Source organism: Paenibacillus sp. HJGM_3 (assembly GCF_045062745.1).
Taxonomy (GTDB): domain Bacteria; phylum Bacillota; class Bacilli; order Paenibacillales; family NBRC-103111; genus Paenibacillus_AA.
This window is the reverse complement of the sequence record NZ_JBJGED010000004.1, coordinates 12,929-34,045: the sequence shown is the minus strand read 5'-3', so window position 1 is coordinate 34,045 and position 21,117 is coordinate 12,929. Positions and strand designations below refer to the sequence as shown.

Genomic DNA, 21,117 nt, shown 5'->3' with positions numbered 1-21,117 from the left:
TTCCAGCTGGAGCGTGTCACTTCCATCTAGCGGAATGTGCCGGCTCGCAGCTCCGCCTTCAATTCGTTCCAGAGCTGGAACGATTCTTCGTTTTTGTGCACCACTTTTTCCAGTGGCATGCTCTTGATCAGCACTTCGGCGATGTCGGCCTTAAGCGGGGCGAGCTGTTTGTCCAGCGCTTCAATTTCGCCTTCCACCCGAGCCGCATCCTGCTCCGCTGCGCCTTTCAAACGGGCATAGCTTTGCACCACGCCCAGCCAGAACCGCTTGATCGCGGCCCCCAGCGCCCATTGCTCCAGCGTATATTCGTTCCACTTCACTTCTTTTTGGAGCGCTTCGAACAGCGCCTTCGTCTCCTCGATATTCCGCTCCAGCTGTTCATTCGCGGCGATGTCCGCCATCGGGATGTCTTCGCGTCCGTACAGCCTGTTCGTGTAAATGCGCGGGAACCGCTTCTCGACGATCGCATAGGGCTCGCTTAGCCGGTAGAAGGCGTTCACTGCGTCCGGGGAAGACAAGCCGAAATACAGGGCTGCGAAATTCCGGTTTAGCTGGTCGACCCCGCCGCTGGGCTGCCCCCAGCTGTACTCCGCCCCCAGGACGATGCCGTACAGCGTCGTCTCGAACAGACTGCGCTCCCAGATTGTATTTAAGACGCCAACGACTCCGTACCGCTTGCCATGCTGGATGTACTGGACTATATTCGGCGCATGCACGCCGTACCGCGGCACCCAGTAGCAACCGGGGCCTACAGCAGCCGTAGAAGGCAAGGCATACGTCGAATAGCCCCGCTCGATGAAATAGTTCGTATACCCGAACGCTCGGTACGTGCCGTCTTCTCGAATGAGATGCTGTTTATAGAATTGCTTCGTCTCACCCGGCAGCTCTTCCACTTTCGCCAGCGGAATTTGCTGCTTTGTCTTCCAATCCTTCATGAACGGCGGCGACGCTTCGACGGTCCAGTAATCCCAATCGGCGATCGCATACCGAGGGTGCAGGCGGTCGATAGACTCGGGGTATGCAAGCAGCATATCGGAGCATGTGATCGGTTCGAGCCCCAGCTCCAGCACTACATCCGCCAATTGGTTGACATAATGGACGTACAGCCCGCCCTTGCCCTGCTGGTCGACGAACGCGCTGCACTTCGGACATTTGCCAAGATGGAACGTCTCGTCCCCGCCGATGAACAGCTTCGTCGAGTGCTTGTGCGTCTCCTGAATTTGTCCAAGCAGCTCGCGCGTCATCTCGATGGAATCTTCGTGCAGCGGACAGCACTGCGAGGCATAGTTGGGGTCCTCCCGCAAATAGCGGAAATGGTCGTGGTGCAATACATATTCCATATGGCCAAATGACTGCACCATGGGAATGAGCTCGATGAAATGGTCCCGGCAACACGCCACGAACCGGTCCACCTCTTCCGTGGTGAACGCGTTGACGTCTCGAATGACTGCAAACCGGTCGCGATACGGAAACTTGTTGCTATACTCGATGCTCAACACGTTGATTTTGTACTGGGCTATCCTTTTTACGAAATCGATCAAGTAGTTCATCCGATACGATTGAAACCTCAAATCTACCAGAACGCCCCGCTGCAGTAAATCCGGCGCATCCTCGATATGAACAAACGCTAGGACGCCTCCCCTCGCCTGCTTCACGATCTGAATCAGCGTCTGCAGACCGTAGAACACCCCTGCCGCTTCAACGGCGCGAATCTGAATTCCTTCCGCACTTATGTCTAGCTCGTATCCTTCCGGGCGCAACCATAGGGACTCCGAATCAACTGCGGGCACCAATTCCAAGCGGAGTACCACGGTCCCCTTGTTGAGCGGCCTCTCGGCTTTCTCGTCCTGCTCGTCCTGCTCGCCCTCCAGAGTTCCCTGCTGCCAAATCCGCATCAGCTCGGATACAGACGCATGTACCCGTTCCAAAATGTTCGCCGCTCCTCCGACGGCCAATTCCGTACCCGGTCCGCCTTGCAAAGATCCCGCTCCATAGACAATCCGCTTCGGCTCTGGGATCAACCTATATTCGCTCATGGGCCTCTTCCTTCAAATAATGGATATGATGCAAATATTCCTTGGGCGTACACCCGTATTTCCGCTTGAAGATGCGGATGAAATAGCTGATGTTCTCGTAGCCCATGTCCTTGGCCACGTCCTTGATTTTCACGTTCGGATTGTGCAGCGCCTTCTCGGCTTCCATCAGCTTCAGATTGATGACATAATCTTTGAACGTTACGCCGATTCCTTCACTGAACAGCTTGCTGAGGTAGTTGGCGTTTTTGTTGAACTGGTCGGCCACCTCTTGGAGCGTGATCTCCTCCGGCCGCCCTTCCAGCACGAGCTGCTGAATGTAAGCTTGCATTTGGGCGAGCTCGGCGGTCACCCGGTTGTCCCTCTGCTGCTGTACCGCCTCGACCAGCTCTCGGCATGCCGATGCCAGCAGGCGGAACACATCGTGGATGTGGTTGCGCTCCAGGAACTTCTCGCTCAGCATATCGTTCGGCAGAAGCGCCAACTGCTCCAATCCGGCCGCCTTCTGCTTGCGGTGCACGATGGCCGCGAGCAGCAAAAGCTGCTTTTGCACGGTTTGGAAGGCGTACTCTTTGCGTCTCAAGAGGACGACCATATTTCCCAGGCAATCTTGGATCGCTTCCATGTTGCCTTCGTTCAATGCCTTCTCGAATTTATCGCTGTATCCCCCTGGGAACGGCATCGCCATTCGCTCTCGCTCGCTCGTCTCGCCTTCGGAGAAGATGGCTAGTTCCGGATGGACGAACGCATATTGCAGCGCCTGGCTCGCTCCGGCATAGGAGCGGCTTACCTCCACCAGCCGGCTTCGTCCCTCCCCGATCCCGATGAACAGCCGCATGCCCGACCGCTGCGTGCCGTACTCGATCAGATCCTTGACGAAGCGCACGACACTGGCGTAGTCCCGGGAATTGATGAGCGCGAGCACATGTCCGTCCACCGCGTCGGTCGCCAGTTTCACACAGTCTTGGGCGTCGACATGCTCGATATAGTACACGAGATTCGAGTAGAACGTATCGCGGACGACAGGATCAGACGGCTCCGTCTCCAGTGCTTTGATGGTCAAGCAGAAGAAATGCGGGAACGGAAACGAGATCCGGAACTGCTCCAGCTCTCGCTCCACCTCCGCCTCCTGTCCGTATTTGCCTTCGAACAGCTTGGTCAGCACACTATTTTTGATTTGCGGCTCATGGATGACGATCTTGTTCTGCAGCTCCCCGATCTTCAGCACCAGGTGGTCGAACGCATAGTCCAGTGCTTTGTCATCCTTCCTCAGTTCCTGATCGGTCAACAGCAGCTCCCGCATGACGTGCTTCGTCCGCTGGACGAGCTGCCCGATCGGCCGGTACAGCTTTTGGGCCCAGAACATCGAGATCGCGATGAACACCAAGATGGCTGCGACGGCGATCGCGAATGACGTCTTTTTAACCGATGCCAGCTCTTGCTGGAACAGATCGAGCGGCACGACATTCACGTATTTCCATGTGTTCACCGAGGAGTTCGTCTGAAAGGCGAGCTTCTTCTCACCGTTCTCCTCGATCGGCGTGTAGTCCTGGTCCTTCTCCATCACCTGCTTCAGCAGCGGGAGTTCGGCCAACTTCTGGAACGTGTGCTTTCTCGTGCTGTCGTACATCACGTTGCCTTGCGCATCGAGGACGTACATCTCGCCGAATACGGCGCTCGACAGGCTCTCCATCTGCTGGAACAGCTTATCGTAGTCGATAGTGACCGCGATCGTGCCCAAATTCAGGGACATGTTCTCGCTGAACGGGTATTTTTTCGCATAGGCGATCACATCCCTTGAGAGCGAGTCGTTCACCGTCGGGTACGGCTTGAAGCCTTTCATCCCGTTCCAGTTGCCCCGCGGCTTCGTTCCCTCGGTCAGCCAGCGAAACTCTCTAGCCCGATCCACTTTTTGATTCAAATAATACGTGCCGTAATTGCTGACGACGAGCTCATTCGCCTTGTAGTAGATGAAAATGCTATGGTAGAGCGGATTCGAGTTGATCAGGTTCGTAATGCGGGCAGCCGCTTCCTGGATATAGAACTCGTTCCCCTCCACGGGCAAGCGGAACAGCTTCATCACATCGGCATCGGTGCTGATCGAGTAAGTGATGAGCTTATCCGACGCTTCCAGAATGAACTGGTCGACGTTTTCCTTCAACTGGTCGAGGATCAGCGTGTTTTTTTGCCGGAGCTCCTGCTCGTAGTTGCCGAGAAAAATATAGCTCGTCGTCATGCTGACGCTAGTCACCAAAATGATAATGATCACGATGAACGACAGCGACATCTTGAAGTAGAGCGTGCCGATGATATTCCGAATGGAAGCCATTCCGCATCAACCCGAATCCATTAGATTTGTCCTGAGGCTATGATTCTATCTCCTATTCTACTGGTTTTTGAGCCGTGATGTAAGCGGATTCAGCTTGACTATTTGGAAGAATTGACGGATGTATACCATTTGTTTGCTTCTTCGATCAGCTTGGTGCCGCCGGAAGAATTCCACTTCTTCACGAACTCGTCAAACGCCTCGATCGGCTTTTTGCCGGTAATGATCTCAAGATACGTCTGTTTCTGCAGCTTGTTCAGTTCATCCCCGTACGTATCCATGGAAGGCAACCGCGTGTACAGGGCGTTCGTGTATTCCTTCGAGAACGTAGCTACTTTGTCCGCATACTCGTAATAAGCCGGATCCCAACGCTTCACCATTCCGGATGCTTCCCACGCCGTGAACGTCGACCCGAGCCCGAACTCCTCAACCGGCTTGCCCTTCGGCAGCAGGTCCTTGAACTTCCCGTTCTCCATTGCGTAATGCGTGCCTTCCAACCCATAGTTGGCGATCTTCCACGTATCGAAGTCGGTTCCGATGTCCTGCATGATTTGCAGAATCTTGCCCAGCTTATCCGGTTCCTTCTCCAACTTCTTCGAAAAGGCGATCGAGATGCCGGTAACGACTCCCCAGCGAACACTGCCGCTCTTGCCGTTCGGACCGATTGGGGTGCGGCCGGTCACCATCTTGGCTCCGTCGTTCTTGTGCGCCGAGGCGAACGTCCGGTACATCTTGCCGCCCTCGGCTGCTCCGATCGGAGGCGGTGCGTTGACGTAGAACGGCCCATTATTGGAGTAGCCGATCACCCCGTCGATCAAATCCTGCGAGATCGACCAGTGTCCACCGCGGTTCTCTCCGGTGATGAATTCCGGGTTGATCAACTTATCCTTGTACCACTTCGCCAAGTAGGTGAGCGCCTCTTTCATTTCCGGTTGAATGCCGCCGTATATCATCTTGCCGTCCTTCACTGACCAGTAGGTCGGAATGTAGCCGAACGCCCCGTAGATTGCAGCGAACGGCTCGCTGCCGTAGCCAGACGACAACGCATACGTGTCCTTCTTGCCGTTTTTGTCCGGATCGTCGTTGACGAACTTGTAGAACGCTTCTTCATATTCTTTCAGCGTCTCCGGGACCTTCGTAATCCCTACGTTTTTCAGCCAATCCTCGCGCCAGATCGACACGAACGGATAGGCGCCGCTATCGTTGAACCGCGGAATCCCATAGTTTTTGCCATCCATTCTAGTCGTGATCCATGGATCGAAGCCTTCCTGCTGCTTCACTTTGTTCACTTCGGCGGTAATCTTCGGCGCCAGCTTCTCCAAGAGCGGGAGCGGCAGCTCCATGATTAGATCTTGATTGTAATAACTGCTCAGGATGTTGGCGTCATCGACGTAGATCACATCCGGGAACTCCCCGGCCGCGATCTTGACGTTCAAGATTTCTTGCCATTTGGCGCGCTCGATGTACCAGAGGTTGAACTTGACATTATATTTCTTCTCCCAGTAAGCCTTGAGCTCCGCCGTATCCGGTACGGGAGCGTTGATCGGCGCGGCGAGCCAGGCAATGTTGTACACTTTGCCGTCGTTCGGCTTGTACTTGTCCGAATCCACTTGGCTGACTTCTTTAGCCGGTTCATTGTCAGGCTCCTTGCTCGAATTGCCGCTGCAGCCCGCCAGCGTCGTCACCGCCAGCACCATGGCGAGACTGAGCGTGACCCATCGCTTTCTCTTCATTTTTGCATACCCTCCCTATGGAAGTTCTTTTATTTTTACACTGAGGTCTACGTCGCTTGGGCGCAGCCCAGCTGCAAAAACCACCCCTATCCTTTCAACGAGCCCATCATAACGCCTTTCACAAAATACTTCTGAATAAACGGATATACCATCAGGATCGGAAGGGTCGCGACGATAATCGTGGCGTTCTTCACCACCTCCGACGATACCACCGCCCTTTCCACCAGGTTAGCGCCTGTGATCTCCACCGATGATTCAAAAATGATGCGCCTCAACACCACTTGCAGTACATACTTGGCCGGGTCGGTAATGTAGATAAGGGCGTCGAACCAGCGGTTCCATTGATCCACGATCGTCCAGAGACTGATCGTCATGATGACCGGCATCGAGACCGGCACGATAATCCGGAACAAGATGTGAATCGCGTTCGCTCCGTCCATCTCCGCCGCTTCCTCCAGCTCTTCTGGAATGCCCATGAAGAAATTCCGCATGATGATAATGTAGAACGGCTTGGCCAGCAGCGGGAGAATAAGCGCCCAGTAGGAATTCAAGAGCCCGAGGTTCTTGATGTTCAAGTAATGGGGGATGAGGCCCCCGCTCGCGAACATCGTCACGACGATGAAGAGCGTAAGCGCCGTGCGTCCAGGAAGCTTCTTCTTGGCTAGCGGGTACGCATACCCCATCGTGACTAGCAGCCCTAAAGCTGTTGTCGCGACGACACGGATTATCGTATTTTTGTAGCCAGACCATATATAGGACGAATCGAGAATGAATCGATAGCCCTCCCAGGAAAATTCCTTCGGGATGATATGAAGCCCCGGTAAATTGACGGTATTCGCCGTGCTGAGCGACAGGGCGAGAATGTGCAGCAGCGGGTATACCATGCTGATGCCGATGAGCGCGGCGCTGATGTTCACGAACCAGTCGAACCCGGTTATCCGCTTCAACCGGCCTTGTTGACGCCGGGCACCTGGTTTCACCTGGGAACGTCGGCTTGCGTCTGAGGCTGAATTTACCATATGCCTTCCTCCCCCGCTTTCTTAGCCACGAAATTCGCTGAGAACACGAGGATGAATGCGATTACGTTCTTGAACAAGTCGATGGCGGTCGCCATGCTATACTTCATCTCAACCAGCCCCATTCGATACACATAGGTACTGAGCACGTCGCCTACACCCAACACCGAGTCGTTCAGGAAGTTGAAGATCTGGTCGAAGTTGTCGTCGATGATCGACCCCGCGTTCAGAATGAACAGGATGATGATCACGGACTTGATCGAAGGAAGCGTAATGTACCAAATGCGCTGCAAGCGTGAGCATCCGTCGATCTCCCCCTGCTCATACAGCTCCGGGTTCACCGTGGCGAGTGCCGCCAAGTAGATGATCGAGTCCCAGCCTATCGACTTCCACATGCCGGTCAGGACCATCATCGTCCGGAACCAGCTGGAATCGCCCAGGAAATAGATCGGATCGAAGCCGAGCAGCTTGATCACATAGTTAACGGGCCCGGTTCCAGGGGAGAGCAGCTGCAGGAACAAGCCGGATACGATAATCCACGACAGAAAATGCGGCATGTAGGACAGCGTTTGAATGAGCTTTTTGTAGGAGAGGCTGCGAATCTCATTGATCAGCAGGGCGAGCAAGATCGGAGCCGGTGTCCCCCACAGAAGCTTGTAAAAGCCGATTATGATCGTGTTTTTGAAAACGCTTAAAAAAGTAGGGCTGGCAAACAGGATGCGAAAGTTATCCAAGCCGATCCAAGGGCTGCCCAAGATGCCGTCCCGGATCCGAAAGTTCTTGAAGGCTAATGTAATCCCATAGAGCGGGATGTAATGAAAGATAAGGAAATAAGCAAACCCCGGCAGCATAAGCAAATACAAATATTTGTACTTCAGGAACAGCATCCATGTCGGATTGCGTTTTCGATTCTGGGCCGCGGGGCTGGAAGGCGCCATCGCCATAACCTTACTCCCTCCTCCGGTCGATATGTGCCTTGAGTATAGCAAGGCTGGGATAGTCCAACAATGATTGCATCATCGGATTATACTCCAAACTTCACATTTCGGGTCCAAACCATGACCCGGATGGGAGAGAATAGTCCAAAAATAGGAAAACCGTCGGTTGCCCGGACGGTCCTTGGTGTAAGTATTTCGTAGTTCAAGCATCGATGCACAATTTCCTTCTATCCTGCGGTATACTTCCCGTGCACAAAAAAACAGGCCGCGCGTGAGCGCGGCCTGCAGCAGGGTGAATCTTAGTTATCGGTTGTGTAAGGAAGCAATGCGATGGTCCGTGCACGCTTGATCGCGATCGTCAACGCACGCTGATACTTCGCGGAAGTCCCGGTTACACGGCGAGGAAGAATCTTCCCGCGCTCGCTAACGAATTTCTTCAGCGTTTCGATATCTTTATAGTCAATGTGCTTGATCTTGTTTACAGTGAAGTAGCAGACTTTGCGGCGCTTGTTGCGACCGCCCTTGCCGCGGGAGAACTTGCGTTCGCCGCGCTCTTCGCTGCCGCCTTCTCTACGGTTGTTCATGCTCATGCGACTGTCATTCCTTTCTACCTAGAATGGTAAATCATCATCAGAAATATCGATGGGCTTGCCATCGTCGGAGAATGGATCTGAATTGGTCCGTGCGTTCCCGCCACTGTTGCGGCTACCTCCGCTCGATCCAGCCCCACCGTAATTTCTACCTCCACCTTCATCTTGAAACGGAGGTGCTTCCTCACGCTGGTTGTTTGCACTGTTCGCCGACTCCAGGAAACGTACGTTGTCCGCGATTACCTCGGTCACGTATACCCGCTTGCCTTCGTTGTTATCGTAATTGCGCACTTGAATGCGGCCCTCTACCGCCGTCAACCGCCCCTTGCGCAAGTAGTTCGCGCATTGCTCGGCGAGCTGTCTCCATGTGACAATGTTGATAAAGTCGGCTTCTCGCTGCTGGCTCTGCTGATTAGTAAACGGACGATCTACCGCAAGCGTAAACTGCGTAACCGCCACTCCCGCTGGAGTGTAGCGCAGTTCCGGATCCCGGGTAAGACGACCGATCAGAATAACACGGTTTAACAATTCAATTCCTCCCCATCACGAACGTTCCACTCGGCATGCCGAGATTAAGCGACGTCTTTTACGATCAGGTAACGAATGATTTCGTCGGAAATCTTCATTACGCGCTCAAGTTCTGCAACCACGTCAGGGTTCGCATTGAAATGGACCAGAACGTAATGCCCATCACGGAACTTGTTGATCTCATACGCTAGACGGCGTTTCCCCATAACGTCATGCTTTGTGATTTCGCCACCATTGCTGATGATGCCTTGGAATTTTTCGACCGCCGCTTGAACTGCTTCTTGTTCAATGTCAGTACGAATAATGTACATCACTTCGTATTTGCGCATGATTAATTCACCTCCTCTTGGACTTAAGGCCCTCGTAGACTCGAGAGCAAGGAGCGAGACTTGCTGTTCAAAACTCGCACTATAATATAATAGCAGAACGCCCAGGCCATTACAAGTTGATTGTGGCGCCAATCGACGCCAATCGACGGCTCGGTTGGGCATCGTTCCCATGGTTAATCCGCGCTTCCCCTCCTCATACTAGTATGGCAATGGTCACATGCTGCACAACCTAGGAGGGATTGCGAAATGGGTGAACAGACCGAGTTCAAGCCCGGTATGCGGGCACCGAACAACGGCACGTACATCGAGATCGGCGAGAACGATTTCCACATGGGGATAACCGATCCTCAACAAATTACGCTCAAGGCTGGGGATAAGTTCCCGGAGACGAAGAACAAGGACCGTAAATGGACGAAGAAAGGGAATGATTGATTTCATTCCCTTCTTCCAATTCCCCACAAAGGGACATAGGCTTTCAATAAATAAAAAACGACCCCTGCGGGTCGTCCTAACATTGCGTATGGTGGCGGAAAGAGTGGGATTCGAACCCACGCACGCCTTGCGACGCCTAGCTGATTTCGAGTCAGCCCCCTTGGGCCTCTTGGGTATCTTTCCGCATTGGCCTAGCGGCATTCGAAAATGCCGACAAAAAGCATTGTAGCACAGATTGCACCCATTTTGCAACCTTTAATTGATCCAATTCATGGCTATTCGCAGTGCGTTCGATTACCCTTCGCTTGTGGCCGGCGGCTCATTCTTCGGAATCAGCACCTTCTTCATTTTCTTCTCGAACTCCACGCGCGGAATCAAGACGCTGTGCTTGCAGTTAACGCATTTGATGCGGATATCCATGCCCATGCGGATGATCTCCCACTCGTTCGCCCCGCACGGATGCGGCTTTTTCATCTGGACGATGTCGCCCAACTGGAACTGCTTGCGCTCCACGCTTCTTCCCTCCTTCCTTGTTAGCTTTTCGAAGCTTATGAAATGAACGTTATACTTGGGTGCGGAACTTCAAGCCTTTCTGGTCAAACGCTTTCTTGATCAGCGCATTCATTTGCCGGGACACGGCCGACTGGGCGTTCGGCTTGCACTCGGCGATGACCCGGATCACGACATCGCTCGCACTCATCGTCTGCACGCCGAGTACCTCCGGCTCCTTCACGATATTCTCGTTGCCTTCATACCCCGCATGCAGCGTTTCCTTGATCAGCGCAATCGCCCGATCGATATCAGCGTCATAGGCGATCGTAATATCCAGCACCGCAAGCGAGTTGTTGACCGAGAAGTTCGTAACCTGCGCGATCGTCCCGTTGGGAATGATGTGCATCTCCCCCGTCCAGCTGCGGATCCGCGTGACCCGTATGCCGATCTCCTCCACCGTCCCTTTATTCGTCCCGATCTGGACGACGTCGCCGACGGCGAATTGATCCTCGAAGATAATGAAGAAGCCTGTAATGACGTCCTTGACTAAACTCTGCGCCCCGAACCCGATCGCTAGGCCGATTACGCCTGCCCCTGCGAGCAATGGAGCCAGATTGAATCCGAATTGGTTCAGGACCATCATTATGACGATGAAGTTCACCGTGTAGGAAATGATGTTGCCCACCAGCTTCCCTAACGTCTTCGCGCGGCGGGGATTGAATTTGAGCGGCGATCGATCCCGCTCCGTCATCATATGGCTAAGCGCCTTCGCGGCGATCCGATGGACGAAACGCCCGATGATCAGGATCAGGATGACCTTGATTGCGATCGTGCCGTACTTGATCCAGATGGCGGGATCCGCGAATTGCCCCCATAGCTCCTGCTTGAATTCACTCCAGCTCCATCCTTCCAACATTCGTACCACGGGTTTCTCCTCCTGCTGATTTGTTCATCTCGGCTGTCACTTAGTTGTCTGTTTGAAGCGGCTCATAGCCGCCGCCCGGTAAAGGGCTGAAAATGCCCCGGATCTCGACCGACTCCGTACGGATGATCGTCCGAACTTCCTCCAGCCGATCGCCCGGAAACTCAATGCTGAGCGCGCAGCCAGCGGTTATTTCTTTGGGGGTCGGCCGGATATCGATCTCGATGTCGGCATACTCGAGCAGCATCTCCGTTCGCAGCGCCTGCTGCGTGGAATCGAACGCAATGACCAGAATATCGGTTGCCATTCGCCCCCTCCTTCTTTTCTACGGAATCGGGCCAATCTTCCATTTCAGACGTATAAATCTTTTCTTTTATTCGTATACTAGTAAAAATTACAAGCATGCGGAGGAACCTTATGAAGTTCTCGTTAGGATTTCAGAACAAGACCGAGTCCGTATCGAATTCGAAGTTCAATTATACCGAGTCGAATGTAACCGAACATCTCACTCAGCGGCTCTACGATTACTTCCTTCGCGTTCCGTTGTCCAAACCCATTGTATTCGTCTGTATCGGCACCGACCGCTCCACAGGCGACTCTCTAGGGCCTCTCGTGGGCACGCATTTGTCCAAGCATCATTATAGCGGTCTTCATGTATTCGGCACGCTGGACGAGCCCGTGCACGCTATGAATCTGAATGACACCGTCCAGCACATCGAACGCCTGTTCCCCAATGCGTATATTGTGGCGATCGACGCTTGTCTAGGACAGTTGTCCAGCGTGGGGCACATCACCGTGGCCGATGGACCGGTGAAGCCGGGAGCCGGCGTTCAGAAGGAGCTCAGCCCTGTCGGCGATATGCACCTGACCGGCATTGTGAATGTAGGCGGGTTCATGGAATACTTCGTTCTCCAGAACACACGGCTCAGCCTGGTGATGAACATGTCCGAGATTATCGCACGAACGTTATTCCGTGCCATGCTGATGTCCCAACGGATTCATGCCTTCAGCTACCCGAAGATCGACTGATCGCTTCCTTCTCTTCCGGGGAGAGCGCGTAGGAAGATTGCCCTTTATCGAGCGGTTTGGCGTAGATGTACGTCTCATCCCGGGCATGGATCCCGGTTAGCACGACTCCATCTAACGATTCATCCACGATGGCGACCGAGAAGCTGAGATCGCTCCCTCGATCTCCGAATGCATTGTAGCGATACACGCCGACTCGAGACTTCATCTTTTTCTGGACCGCTTCCGCTACCGAGAGGCGGTTTTTGTATTGTTGCATTTCTTCCTCATGCAGATCCAGACGATGATTCAGTTGAATAAGCAGTTCCTCGATATTACTCACGCTGCCGCCGTTCATCACTTGCATGTACCGTGTGCGCAGCTTCTTCAGTTTGTTGGATATCGCGATCAGCCATATGAATAATACAAGTACGATTGTCCCTAGTCCTAGCGACAGCCATGCGACTGCCGCCGGGGGAAGCCACTCCTCCACACTCATTCTCTATGTCCTTCTTTCTACTCTGTTTACATCCTCTATCCGAACATGGCTTGTTTCCCTATCTTAGTGTGCATAGTGCCGGCTGATCTCTTGGATGGCATGGATGAATTGCTCCACTTCTTGGTTCGTGGTGTAATACCCGATGCTGGCTCGTACAGCCCCGCTGCCGAATGTACCTGCGGTTTCGTGGGCTAGCGGCGTACAATGATACCCGGACCGCACTGCGATCTGAAACGATTGGTCGAGGATGAAGGCAACCTCGGACGCTTCCGCTTGCGCGACATTGAACGCGACGATTCCGGTCTTGTTCACCCCCAGTTCGGGGCCATACAGAACGACGCCCGGAATGGCCATGAGGCCCTCCATCAGCATCTGGATTTGAGTCCATTCCTTAGTATGAATCCGTTCTACGGTCTCATTCCGGATAAATTTGACACCTTCGACAAGTCCCGCGATCCCCACCGTGTTCTGCGTCCCGGCTTCATATCGATCCGGCCGCACTTTCGGTTGTTCGATCGCTTCGGATTGACTGCCCGTCCCTCCGTGAAGCAGTGGTTCGAGCTCTAGGTCAGGCGCAATATATAACCCTCCGGTGCCTTGGGGTCCGAGAAGTCCTTTATGACCCGGGAAGGCGAGCATATCGATGCCCATTGCTTGCACATCGATCTCCAGCACGCCGGCCGTTTGTGCCGCATCTACCAGCAGCTTGACGCCATGCTTCTTCATCATCGCCCCGATCGCTTCAAGCGGTAATATCGTCCCAAGCAGATTCGAGCTGTGATTGCACACCATTAGTGTGGTGTTCGGCTGAATGAGCCGCTCGAGCTGCTGCAGATCCACATTTCCTTGTACATCCATAGGGGCATAGCTGACTTGCACCTGATGGTGAGTCCGCATGTACTCTAGCGGCCTTCTGACGGAGTTATGCTCTACGCCCGTGCAGATGACGTGATCGCCCGGCTTTACGTACCCTTTGATCGCCAAGTTCAATGCAGCCGTCGTGTTGAGCGCATAGCTGATGTCGTTAGGGTTGGCAATATCGAATAGCTGTGCCAGCTGCTTCCTCCCTTCAAAGAGCACCCGACTTGCCCGCACCCCTAGCTGATGACTTCCTCTTCCCGGGTTCGCTGCGAACTCGGTGATGCAACGGGTCATCGCTTCCACCACCGCTGGGGGTTTAGGCCAAGATGATGCTGCATGGTCGAAATACAGGATGCTCATGCCTTCTCCCTCCTCTCTCCCCTTTTCTGAGACTTGCGCTGCTCTTAAGCTTGAAAAAACATACCTGGATTCGACTGTACACTCGCATGTTGTACATCGGGACCTGGGTATGTTTTGATTGTGTGCCACATTCAACTTCGCTCTAGCTTATCTTCCCCTCAAGCAGCTCCAACAATCGCTCCAGATCGTCCTTGGAATAATACAGCAGCTCGATCTTGCCTTTATTGTTGCTGTGTTTGATCTTCACGGTTGTTCGATAGCGATTTCTCAAGCTCTCCTCGAGCTGATCGATATAAGGATCTTTCCGCTTGTTGAGCTCTTTCGGTTTTTCCTTCGCGCTTGCGGACACTTCCTCCAACTGCTTGATCATGTCCTCTAGGTGGCGAACACTCCACTCGTTTTTGATCGCCTCATCGGCAAGTTCCTTCTTCTGCTTGTCGTTCTTCACGCCTGCGATTGCTCTCGCATGCCCCATCGATAATGTTCCACGTGAAACATGTTGTTTGATTTCTTCAGGCAATTGCAACAAGCGGAGGAAGTTCGCAATATGCGACCGGCTCTTTCCCACCTTCACCGACAGCTCTTCCTGTGTCAGAGAGAATTGCTCTACAAGCGCTTGGTATGCATTCGCAATCTCGATCGCATTCAAATCTTCACGCTGAACGTTCTCGATCAGAGCGATCTCCATCACTTGTTGATCCGTGAACTTCCGTACGACCGCCGGGATCCTCTCGAGCCCACATTGCTGCGAAGCCCGGAATCGGCGTTCGCCTGCGATAATTTCGTATCCCCTCAGGACTGATCTAACGATAATCGGCTGAATGACACCATGCTCTTTAATGGAAGTTGCCAATTCATTGATGGAATCCTCGTTGAACGTTTTGCGCGGTTGATACGGATTGGGACGCAATTCTTTTAAAGGTATCTCGATGACCTTGTCGTCTTCGCTCACATTCAGGGATGGTATCAAGGCATCGAGCCCTCGCCCTAAACGTTTACTCATAGGAGATCACTTCCTTTGCCAATTCCATGTAGACTTCCGCACCCTTGGATCTCGGATCATATGTAATGATCGATTGCCCATGACTAGGCGCCTCGCTCAGGCGGACATTCCTTGGGATAATCGTCTGGTACACCTTCTGTTGAAAATACTTCTTCACTTCTTCGATGACTTGAATACCCAGATTCGTACGCGCGTCAAACATCGTCAGCAAGACACCCTCAATCTGCAGGCTTGTATTCAAGTGCTTTTGCACCAGTCGAACTGTATTGAGCAGCTGGCTTAAGCCTTCCAGCGCGTAATACTCGCATTGAATGGGGATGATCACGGAATCGGAGGCTGTGAGCGAATTAATCGTCAAGATGCCCAGGGATGGAGGACAATCAATCAGAATGTAGTCAAACATATGCTTCACGAGATGCAGCGACTTCTTCAGCCGTACCTCACGGGAGATCGTGGGCACCAGCTCAATCTCGGCGCCCGCGAGTTGAATCGTGGCCGGGATAATCTTCAGATTCGGTATCGCGGTATCTACTATCGCATCCTTCGGATGTACGTCATTAATCAGCACATCGTAGATGCAGTGCGTTACGTCTGCCTTGTTGATCCCAATCCCGCTTGTTGTATTCCCTTGCGGGTCGATATCAACAAGCAGCACGCGCTTGCCTAGTGTGGCCAGCGACGCGCCTAAGTTCACAGAGGTCGTGGTTTTCCCCACGCCGCCCTTTTGATTGGTAATCGCAATAATTTTCGACAACTCATTCACCTCAATGATCCTATCAAACAATGAAACTCATAGTTTTATAGATTTAATATAAATTCACTATACCACAATCGATCCTGACATTCATCTATACGAGGCCAAAACAAAAGCTCCAAGTCGGAGCTTATCGAGTGTTTTAATGTTTTTTGGGAATTCGAATAATAAATTCGTAATGATCGTCGTGATCCTTCTCATCCGTCTTGATCGTGAGCCCTGTGCCCGCTACCATCTCCACCGATTGGCGGATCGTGTTCAGAGCGAGGCGGATATCCTTGGAGAAACTGACTCGCTTGCTCTTCTTGATTTTAACCGCTTCTTTGTAGAAGTTTACTCGTGCTTCGGTCTGCTTGACGTTCAACTCTCTGGTGATGATGTCATCCAACACCTTCAGTTGAAGCTCTTCGCTATCTAGAGATAATAGCGCCCGTGCATGCCGTTCCGTAATTTTGCGCTCCATCAGCGCCATCTTGACCAAGTCCGGCAGCTGCAGGAGTCGAATTTTATTCGCGATTGTCGATTGGCTCTTGCCTAGGCGTTGGGCCAAGCTCTCCTGCGTAAGATCGTGGAGGTGCATGAGCTGCTCGTAGGCGACCGCTTCCTCGATGGCCGTCAAGCCTTCTCGTTGGAGGTTCTCGATTAAAGCGATCGAAGCGGCCTGGGAGTCGTTGATTTCACGGACGATCGCTGGGATTGTGTCCATGTTGAGCTTCTTGACCGCCCGCCATCTTCGCTCCCCGGCGATCAATTCGAATTTATTATTGCGCACGCGAACGACGATGGGCTGAATGACGCCATGCGTCTTGATCGTTTGGCACAGCTCGTCGATCCGCTCATCATCGAATATGGTTCTCGGTTGATAAGGACTAGAAACGATTTCCCCGACCGGGATGTTCTTGATGTCTTCGCCTGATGCTCGTTCCGATAATCCGAATAGCTTGGATATTTGTTCTTTCATAGTATGTCTGATCACCCAATCCTTGAATTCCATCTAACCTGAACGTCTACAATATGTATGGATCAGTCAGTTTTCTCCCACTAATAAAATTCAACAAAAAAGCGAATTTTCCTGCTATCCAAATATGAACATTTCACGCAGCATCAAACTCGAGCACTGTAATGTTTCACGTGGAACATTAAACCAAAGGCTGCTTGAGTGGCGTTCCTGCTTTTCTAGGATACTTGGCCGGAGTAGCAGCTTTCTTACGGATAATAATGATATGTCTACTGGATTGTTCTATAGGAAGCTCGAACCGATGCGTAAGCTCCAGCTCTCCTTTTAACTCCCGCAAACTGTACTTCGCTTCCGCCAGCTCTTCAGCCGGGTCCGCCCCCTTCATCGCTGCGAACAGACCGTCAGTCTTCACGAACGGGAGACAAAATTCATTCAACACACTTAACCGTGCGACAGCACGGGCCGTTACGAGATCATACCGGTCGCGATGCTCCTTCATCCTGGCGACATCCTCTGCCCTGCCATGGATACACGACACGCCATCAAGCTCCAGTTCTCCGACCAAGGCCTGCAGGAAAGAAATTCGCTTGTTCAACGAGTCCACAATCGTCACCTTCAAATGGGGAAACATAATCTTCAGCGGAATGCTCGGAAATCCGGCACCCGATCCGATATCGGCAATCGTCTGTACATTACCCAAAGGGACAAAAAACGACAAAGAAATCGAATCAAAAAAATGTTTGACGAACACTTGTTCCCGGTCGGTAATCGCCGTTAAATTCATCTTCTCGTTCCAGGCTACGAGCTCCTGGTAATACCGCTCGAACTGACTCCATTGCCGTTCAGACAAGGAGAGCTGCCAAGACGCAAGCAGCTCTGTGAATGTAATCTTCAATTGATCCATATCGTTACCCTCTAGCAGCCGTAACTTTATTGTAGTGTTCGAGATAGACGAGCAAGATCGAGATGTCCGCCGGCGTCACGCCCGAAATCCTCGAAGCCTGACCGATCGAGATAGGGCGAATGTCCGCGAGCTTCTGCTTCGCCTCATTCGCGATCCCATGAATGGCCTTATAATCGATATTCTCCGGGATGCGCTTCTTCTCCATCTTTTTCAGCCGTTCGACATGCGCCAGCTGCTTCTCGATGTAACCCTCATACTTGATCTGAATCTCCACCTGCTCCTTCATGTCTTCCGTAAGCTCCAGAGGAGACCGCGAGAGCCGCTCGATATGAGCATAGGTGATCTCCGGGCGGCGCATCAACGACAGCAGGTCGACCGCATTGTTCAAGACCACCGTACCGGCTTCCGTCAACAATTGCTGCACTTCCGGCTCCGGACGCACCTTCGTGGACTTCAGGCGGTCGATCTCCAGCTGCACCTGCTGCTTCTTGTGCAGGAACCGCTCGTAACGATCGGGCTTGATCAAGCCAATCTCATACCCGATCGGAGTTAGACGAAGGTCCGCATTGTCGTGGCGGAGCAACAGACGATACTCCGCGCGGGAAGTGAGCAGCCGGTAAGGCTCACTCGTGCCCTTCGTCACCAGATCGTCGATCAAGACGCCGATGTAGCCTTCCGAGCGGTCGAGAATAACCGGTTCCCGGCCCTGCACCTTGCGAGCCGCGTTGATCCCGGCCATAATGCCCTGCCCTGCGGCTTCCTCATAGCCGGAAGTCCCGTTGATCTGCCCGGCTGTGAACAGGCCCGGCAGACGCTTCGTCTCCAGCGACGGCCACAGCTGCGTAGGCACGACCGCGTCATACTCGATGGCGTACCCGGTCCGCATCATCTCTACCTGTTCGAGACCCGGGATCGAGCGAAGAATCCTCAGCTGCACGTCCTCCGGCATGCTCGTAGACAACCCCTGCACGTAATATTCCGACGTGTGAAGGCCTTCGGGCTCCAGGAAAATCTGATGCTTCGGCTTATCGCTGAACCGAACGATCTTATCCTCGATCGACGGGCAATAGCGAGGTCCTGTCCCCTCGATCGCGCCAGAGAACATGGGCGCCCGATGCAGGTTGCTGCTAATAATCTCATGCGTCTCTCCGGACGTATACGTCAACCAGCAAGGCAGTTGTTCATTGCTAGATTCAGTCGTTTCGTACGAGAAGAACTTCGGCTCCTCATCCCCGGGTTGAATCTCCATCTTAGAGAAATCGATCGTCTCCTTGTGCACGCGAGGCGGAGTTCCCGTCTTGAAGCGCACCAGGTCGAATCCTTGCTTCCGAAGCGACTCCGACAGCTTCACCGAAGGCTGCTGGTTGTTCGGCCCGCTCTCGTACATCAACTCGCCCATAATCACTTTGCCGCGCAAATAAGTGCCTGTCGTCAGCACGACAGCCTTCCCCTTATATTCGGCTCCCGTCTTTGTAATAACACCCGTACAGACGCCATTCTCGACGATCAACTCTTCCACCATACCCTGACGAAGCGTCAGCTTCTCCTGCTTTTCGATCGTCTCCTTCATCGTGTGCTGGTACAGGAATTTATCGGCTTGCGCACGCAGCGCGTGTACGGCCGGCCCTTTCCCGGTATTCAGCATCCGCAGTTGGATGAACGTCCGATCGATATTCCGCCCCATCTCGCCGCCCAGAGCGTCAATCTCCCGCACCACATGCCCCTTAGCCGGTCCCCCGATCGAAGGATTGCATGGCATGAAGGCCACCATATCCAGATTGATCGTCAAGAGCAGCGTCTCGCACCCCATCCGGGCCGCGGCCAAAGCCGCTTCACAACCCGCATGGCCGGCCCCGATGACGACGACGTCATATTCCCCCGCCACATATCCCATTCGTAATCCCTCCAGTCTATATCAAACCGCAATCGTTTATTTGCCGAGACAAAATTGAGAAAAAATTTGATCGATCAACGAATCGCCGACCGAATCCCCGATCATCTCGCCCAAGCTCTCCCACGCGTTGCGAATATCGATCTGAATCAGATCGATCGGCACCCCGGATTCACTGGACGTCCGTCCATCCTCCAGCGCCCGCTTCGCCTGCTTGAGCAGATGAATATGCCGCACGTTGCTCACATAGGTCAGATCGCCGCTCTCCAGCTCGCCGCTGAAGAAGATCGCACTGATCGCGCGCTCCAGCGCATCGAGGCCCTGCCCCTCTCGGACCGACATTCGGACCAGTCGATCCTCCGCGACACGATCCCGGAGATACGCTTCATCCAGTTGGCTGGGCAGATCCGACTTGTTCATGACCACGATCGTCTGGCGGTCTGCAATTTGATCGAGCAAAGCCCTTTCATCCTCATGTAGCGGCTCGCTCTGATTCAGGACCAAAATAATCAGATCCGCATCCGACAGCGCGGTTCGCGATTTCTCGACCCCGATCTGTTCGACCAAATCCGTCGTTTCTCGCAGCCCCGCGGTATCGAGCAGCTTCAGCGGAATCCCGTTCACATTGACAATCTCTTCTATAATATCCCGCGTCGTCCCTGGGATATCCGTCACGATCGCTTTGTTCTCCTGCGCCATCGCATTCAGGAGCGACGACTTACCCACGTTCGGCCGTCCCACGATCGCCGTGACGATCCCTTCACGGAGCACTTTCCCCTGCTCGGCGGTCTTCAGGAGCTGCTCGATGCGCTCGATCGCTTGCGTGCATCGTTCGCGGATGAACGAACCGGTCAACTCCTCCACGTCATGCTCCGGATAGTCGATGTTGACCTCGATATGCGCCATCAATTCCACTAATTGATACCGCAGCTCTTTCACCTGCCGAGACAGAGTCCCCTCTACCTGCTTCAGCGCCACCTTGAACGCCCGGTCGGACTTCGCGCGGATCAGATCGATGACCGCCTCGGCCTGCGTCAGGTCGATTCGGCCGTTCAAGAAAGCCCGCTTCGTGAACTCGCCCGGCTCCGCCAAGCGGACGCCCTGCTCGAGGATGAGACCGAGCACCTTCTTGACCGAGATCAACCCGCCGTGACAGCTAACCTCGACGACATCCTCCGTAGTGAAGGAACGAGGCCCCCGCATCAGGGTGACCAATACTTCCTCCACCCGTTCCTTCGTCTCCGGGTCTAGAATATGCCCATAGTGAACCGTATGCGTATCCGCTTCGGACAAGCGGGTCTTCGTCTGGAACAACCGGTCAACCGCCGGGATGGCATCGGGGCCGCTCACGCGAATGACGGCAATCCCGCCTTCGCCGAGCGGCGTCGAAATGGCGCCTATTGTGTCGGTTATCATGCTGCACAACACCTTTCTGCGGGCCAGACCAGGCCTTTTAGCACCCTATGCTCGCTTCCCGCAACTTCCCGTTTTACGAAAAAATGCAATGACTGCCTGATTCAGGAGTCATTGCATGTCTCTATAT

The 21,117-nt window shown here is 53.5% G+C and carries 21 protein-coding genes and 1 tRNA gene; 2 read left to right on the top strand and 20 right to left on the bottom strand.

Going from position 1 to position 21,117, the window contains the following annotated elements; genetic code table 11:
• Positions 1–26 precede the first annotated feature (26 nt).
• The 8 genes from ACI5FR_RS05865 to rpsF form a co-directional block, all read right to left on the bottom strand.
• A complete protein-coding gene (locus ACI5FR_RS05865; RefSeq protein WP_405451595.1) occupies positions 27–2,036 on the bottom strand; it encodes a glycoside hydrolase family 20 zincin-like fold domain-containing protein in 2,010 nt (669 codons plus the stop codon).
• Positions 2,023–4,362, bottom strand: coding sequence for a helix-turn-helix domain-containing protein (locus tag ACI5FR_RS05860; RefSeq protein ID WP_405451592.1), 2,340 nt, complete (start codon positions 4,360–4,362; stop codon positions 2,023–2,025). The genes ACI5FR_RS05865 and ACI5FR_RS05860 overlap by 14 nt, the downstream gene beginning before the upstream one ends.
• Positions 4,363–4,460: 98 nt before the next feature.
• The gene (locus tag ACI5FR_RS05855) at positions 4,461–6,092 is read right to left on the bottom strand and encodes a type 2 periplasmic-binding domain-containing protein (RefSeq protein WP_405451589.1); all 1,632 of its coding nucleotides are present in this window, start codon (positions 6,090–6,092) and stop codon (positions 4,461–4,463) included.
• 86 nt (positions 6,093–6,178) lie between these two features.
• The gene (locus tag ACI5FR_RS05850; RefSeq protein WP_405451588.1) at positions 6,179–7,111 is read right to left on the bottom strand and encodes a carbohydrate ABC transporter permease; all 933 of its coding nucleotides are present in this window, start codon (positions 7,109–7,111) and stop codon (positions 6,179–6,181) included.
• A complete protein-coding gene (locus ACI5FR_RS05845) occupies positions 7,105–8,052 on the bottom strand; it encodes an ABC transporter permease (protein ID WP_405451585.1) in 948 nt (315 codons plus the stop codon). The genes ACI5FR_RS05850 and ACI5FR_RS05845 overlap by 7 nt, the downstream gene beginning before the upstream one ends.
• 293 nt (positions 8,053–8,345) lie before the next feature.
• Positions 8,346–8,636, bottom strand: a complete 291-nt coding sequence (gene rpsR / locus ACI5FR_RS05840) for a 30S ribosomal protein S18 (RefSeq protein ID WP_405451583.1) — start codon at positions 8,634–8,636, stop codon at positions 8,346–8,348.
• A gap of 21 nt (positions 8,637–8,657) precedes the next feature.
• Positions 8,658–9,164 carry a single-stranded DNA-binding protein gene (gene ssb / locus ACI5FR_RS05835; RefSeq protein ID WP_405451580.1) on the bottom strand — a complete coding sequence of 169 codons (507 nt, stop codon included), beginning with the start codon at positions 9,162–9,164 and terminating at the stop codon, positions 8,658–8,660.
• Between the two features lie 44 nt (positions 9,165–9,208).
• The gene (gene rpsF, locus ACI5FR_RS05830; protein WP_405451579.1) at positions 9,209–9,493 is read right to left on the bottom strand and encodes a 30S ribosomal protein S6; all 285 of its coding nucleotides are present in this window, start codon (positions 9,491–9,493) and stop codon (positions 9,209–9,211) included.
• A gap of 246 nt (positions 9,494–9,739) precedes the next feature.
• On the opposite strand from rpsF, the gene ACI5FR_RS05825 reads away from it, so the two are divergent.
• A complete protein-coding gene (locus ACI5FR_RS05825) occupies positions 9,740–9,925 on the top strand; it encodes a YjzC family protein (RefSeq protein ID WP_405451576.1) in 186 nt (61 codons plus the stop codon).
• A gap of 92 nt (positions 9,926–10,017) precedes the next feature.
• Here ACI5FR_RS05825 and ACI5FR_RS05820 read toward each other — a convergent pair.
• From ACI5FR_RS05820 to ACI5FR_RS05805, 4 genes are all read right to left on the bottom strand, one after another.
• Positions 10,018–10,108: transfer RNA gene (locus ACI5FR_RS05820), tRNA-Ser, on the bottom strand.
• Positions 10,109–10,219: 111 nt separating this feature from the next.
• The gene (locus tag ACI5FR_RS05815) at positions 10,220–10,438 is read right to left on the bottom strand and encodes a DUF951 domain-containing protein (RefSeq protein WP_405451574.1); all 219 of its coding nucleotides are present in this window, start codon (positions 10,436–10,438) and stop codon (positions 10,220–10,222) included.
• Positions 10,439–10,487: 49 nt separating this feature from the next.
• Complete coding sequence (locus ACI5FR_RS05810) at positions 10,488–11,333, bottom strand: mechanosensitive ion channel family protein (protein ID WP_405452216.1); 846 nt, start codon at positions 11,331–11,333, stop codon at positions 10,488–10,490.
• Positions 11,334–11,382: 49 nt separating this feature from the next.
• Positions 11,383–11,646, bottom strand: coding sequence for a putative Se/S carrier protein (locus tag ACI5FR_RS05805; RefSeq protein ID WP_405451572.1), 264 nt, complete (start codon positions 11,644–11,646; stop codon positions 11,383–11,385).
• A gap of 110 nt (positions 11,647–11,756) precedes the next feature.
• Here ACI5FR_RS05805 and yyaC point away from each other — a divergent pair, with 110 nt between their 5' ends.
• Positions 11,757–12,368 (top strand): spore protease YyaC, encoded by a 612-nt coding sequence (gene yyaC, locus ACI5FR_RS05800; protein WP_405451569.1) that lies wholly within the window; start codon positions 11,757–11,759, stop codon positions 12,366–12,368.
• Here yyaC and ACI5FR_RS05795 read toward each other — a convergent pair.
• The 8 genes from ACI5FR_RS05795 to mnmE all read right to left on the bottom strand — a co-directional run bounded on the left by ACI5FR_RS05795 (position 12,346) and on the right by mnmE (position 20,990).
• The gene (locus ACI5FR_RS05795) at positions 12,346–12,843 is read right to left on the bottom strand and encodes a DUF4446 family protein (RefSeq protein WP_405451566.1); all 498 of its coding nucleotides are present in this window, start codon (positions 12,841–12,843) and stop codon (positions 12,346–12,348) included. The genes yyaC and ACI5FR_RS05795 overlap by 23 nt on opposite strands.
• Before the next feature lie 63 nt (positions 12,844–12,906).
• A complete protein-coding gene (locus ACI5FR_RS05790) occupies positions 12,907–14,064 on the bottom strand; it encodes an aminotransferase class V-fold PLP-dependent enzyme (protein ID WP_405451563.1) in 1,158 nt (385 codons plus the stop codon).
• Positions 14,065–14,206: 142 nt separating this feature from the next.
• Positions 14,207–15,067 (bottom strand): ParB/RepB/Spo0J family partition protein, encoded by an 861-nt coding sequence (locus ACI5FR_RS05785; RefSeq protein WP_405451561.1) that lies wholly within the window; start codon positions 15,065–15,067, stop codon positions 14,207–14,209.
• A complete protein-coding gene (locus ACI5FR_RS05780) occupies positions 15,060–15,821 on the bottom strand; it encodes a ParA family protein (RefSeq protein WP_405451558.1) in 762 nt (253 codons plus the stop codon). The genes ACI5FR_RS05785 and ACI5FR_RS05780 overlap by 8 nt, the downstream gene beginning before the upstream one ends.
• 142 nt (positions 15,822–15,963) lie before the next feature.
• Positions 15,964–16,782, bottom strand: a complete 819-nt coding sequence (gene noc, locus ACI5FR_RS05775) for a nucleoid occlusion protein (protein ID WP_405451556.1) — start codon at positions 16,780–16,782, stop codon at positions 15,964–15,966.
• Positions 16,783–16,960: 178 nt separating this feature from the next.
• Complete coding sequence (rsmG, locus tag ACI5FR_RS05770; protein ID WP_405451553.1) at positions 16,961–17,683, bottom strand: 16S rRNA (guanine(527)-N(7))-methyltransferase RsmG; 723 nt, start codon at positions 17,681–17,683, stop codon at positions 16,961–16,963.
• Between the two features lie 4 nt (positions 17,684–17,687).
• On the bottom strand, positions 17,688–19,577 hold the full coding sequence (gene mnmG / locus ACI5FR_RS05765) for a tRNA uridine-5-carboxymethylaminomethyl(34) synthesis enzyme MnmG (RefSeq protein WP_405451552.1): 1,890 nt from the start codon (positions 19,575–19,577) through the stop codon (positions 17,688–17,690).
• A gap of 36 nt (positions 19,578–19,613) precedes the next feature.
• Positions 19,614–20,990: a tRNA uridine-5-carboxymethylaminomethyl(34) synthesis GTPase MnmE gene (gene mnmE, locus ACI5FR_RS05760; protein ID WP_405451549.1), complete on the bottom strand. Its 1,377-nt coding sequence runs from the start codon at positions 20,988–20,990 to the stop codon at positions 19,614–19,616.
• Positions 20,991–21,117: the final 127 nt, after the last annotated feature.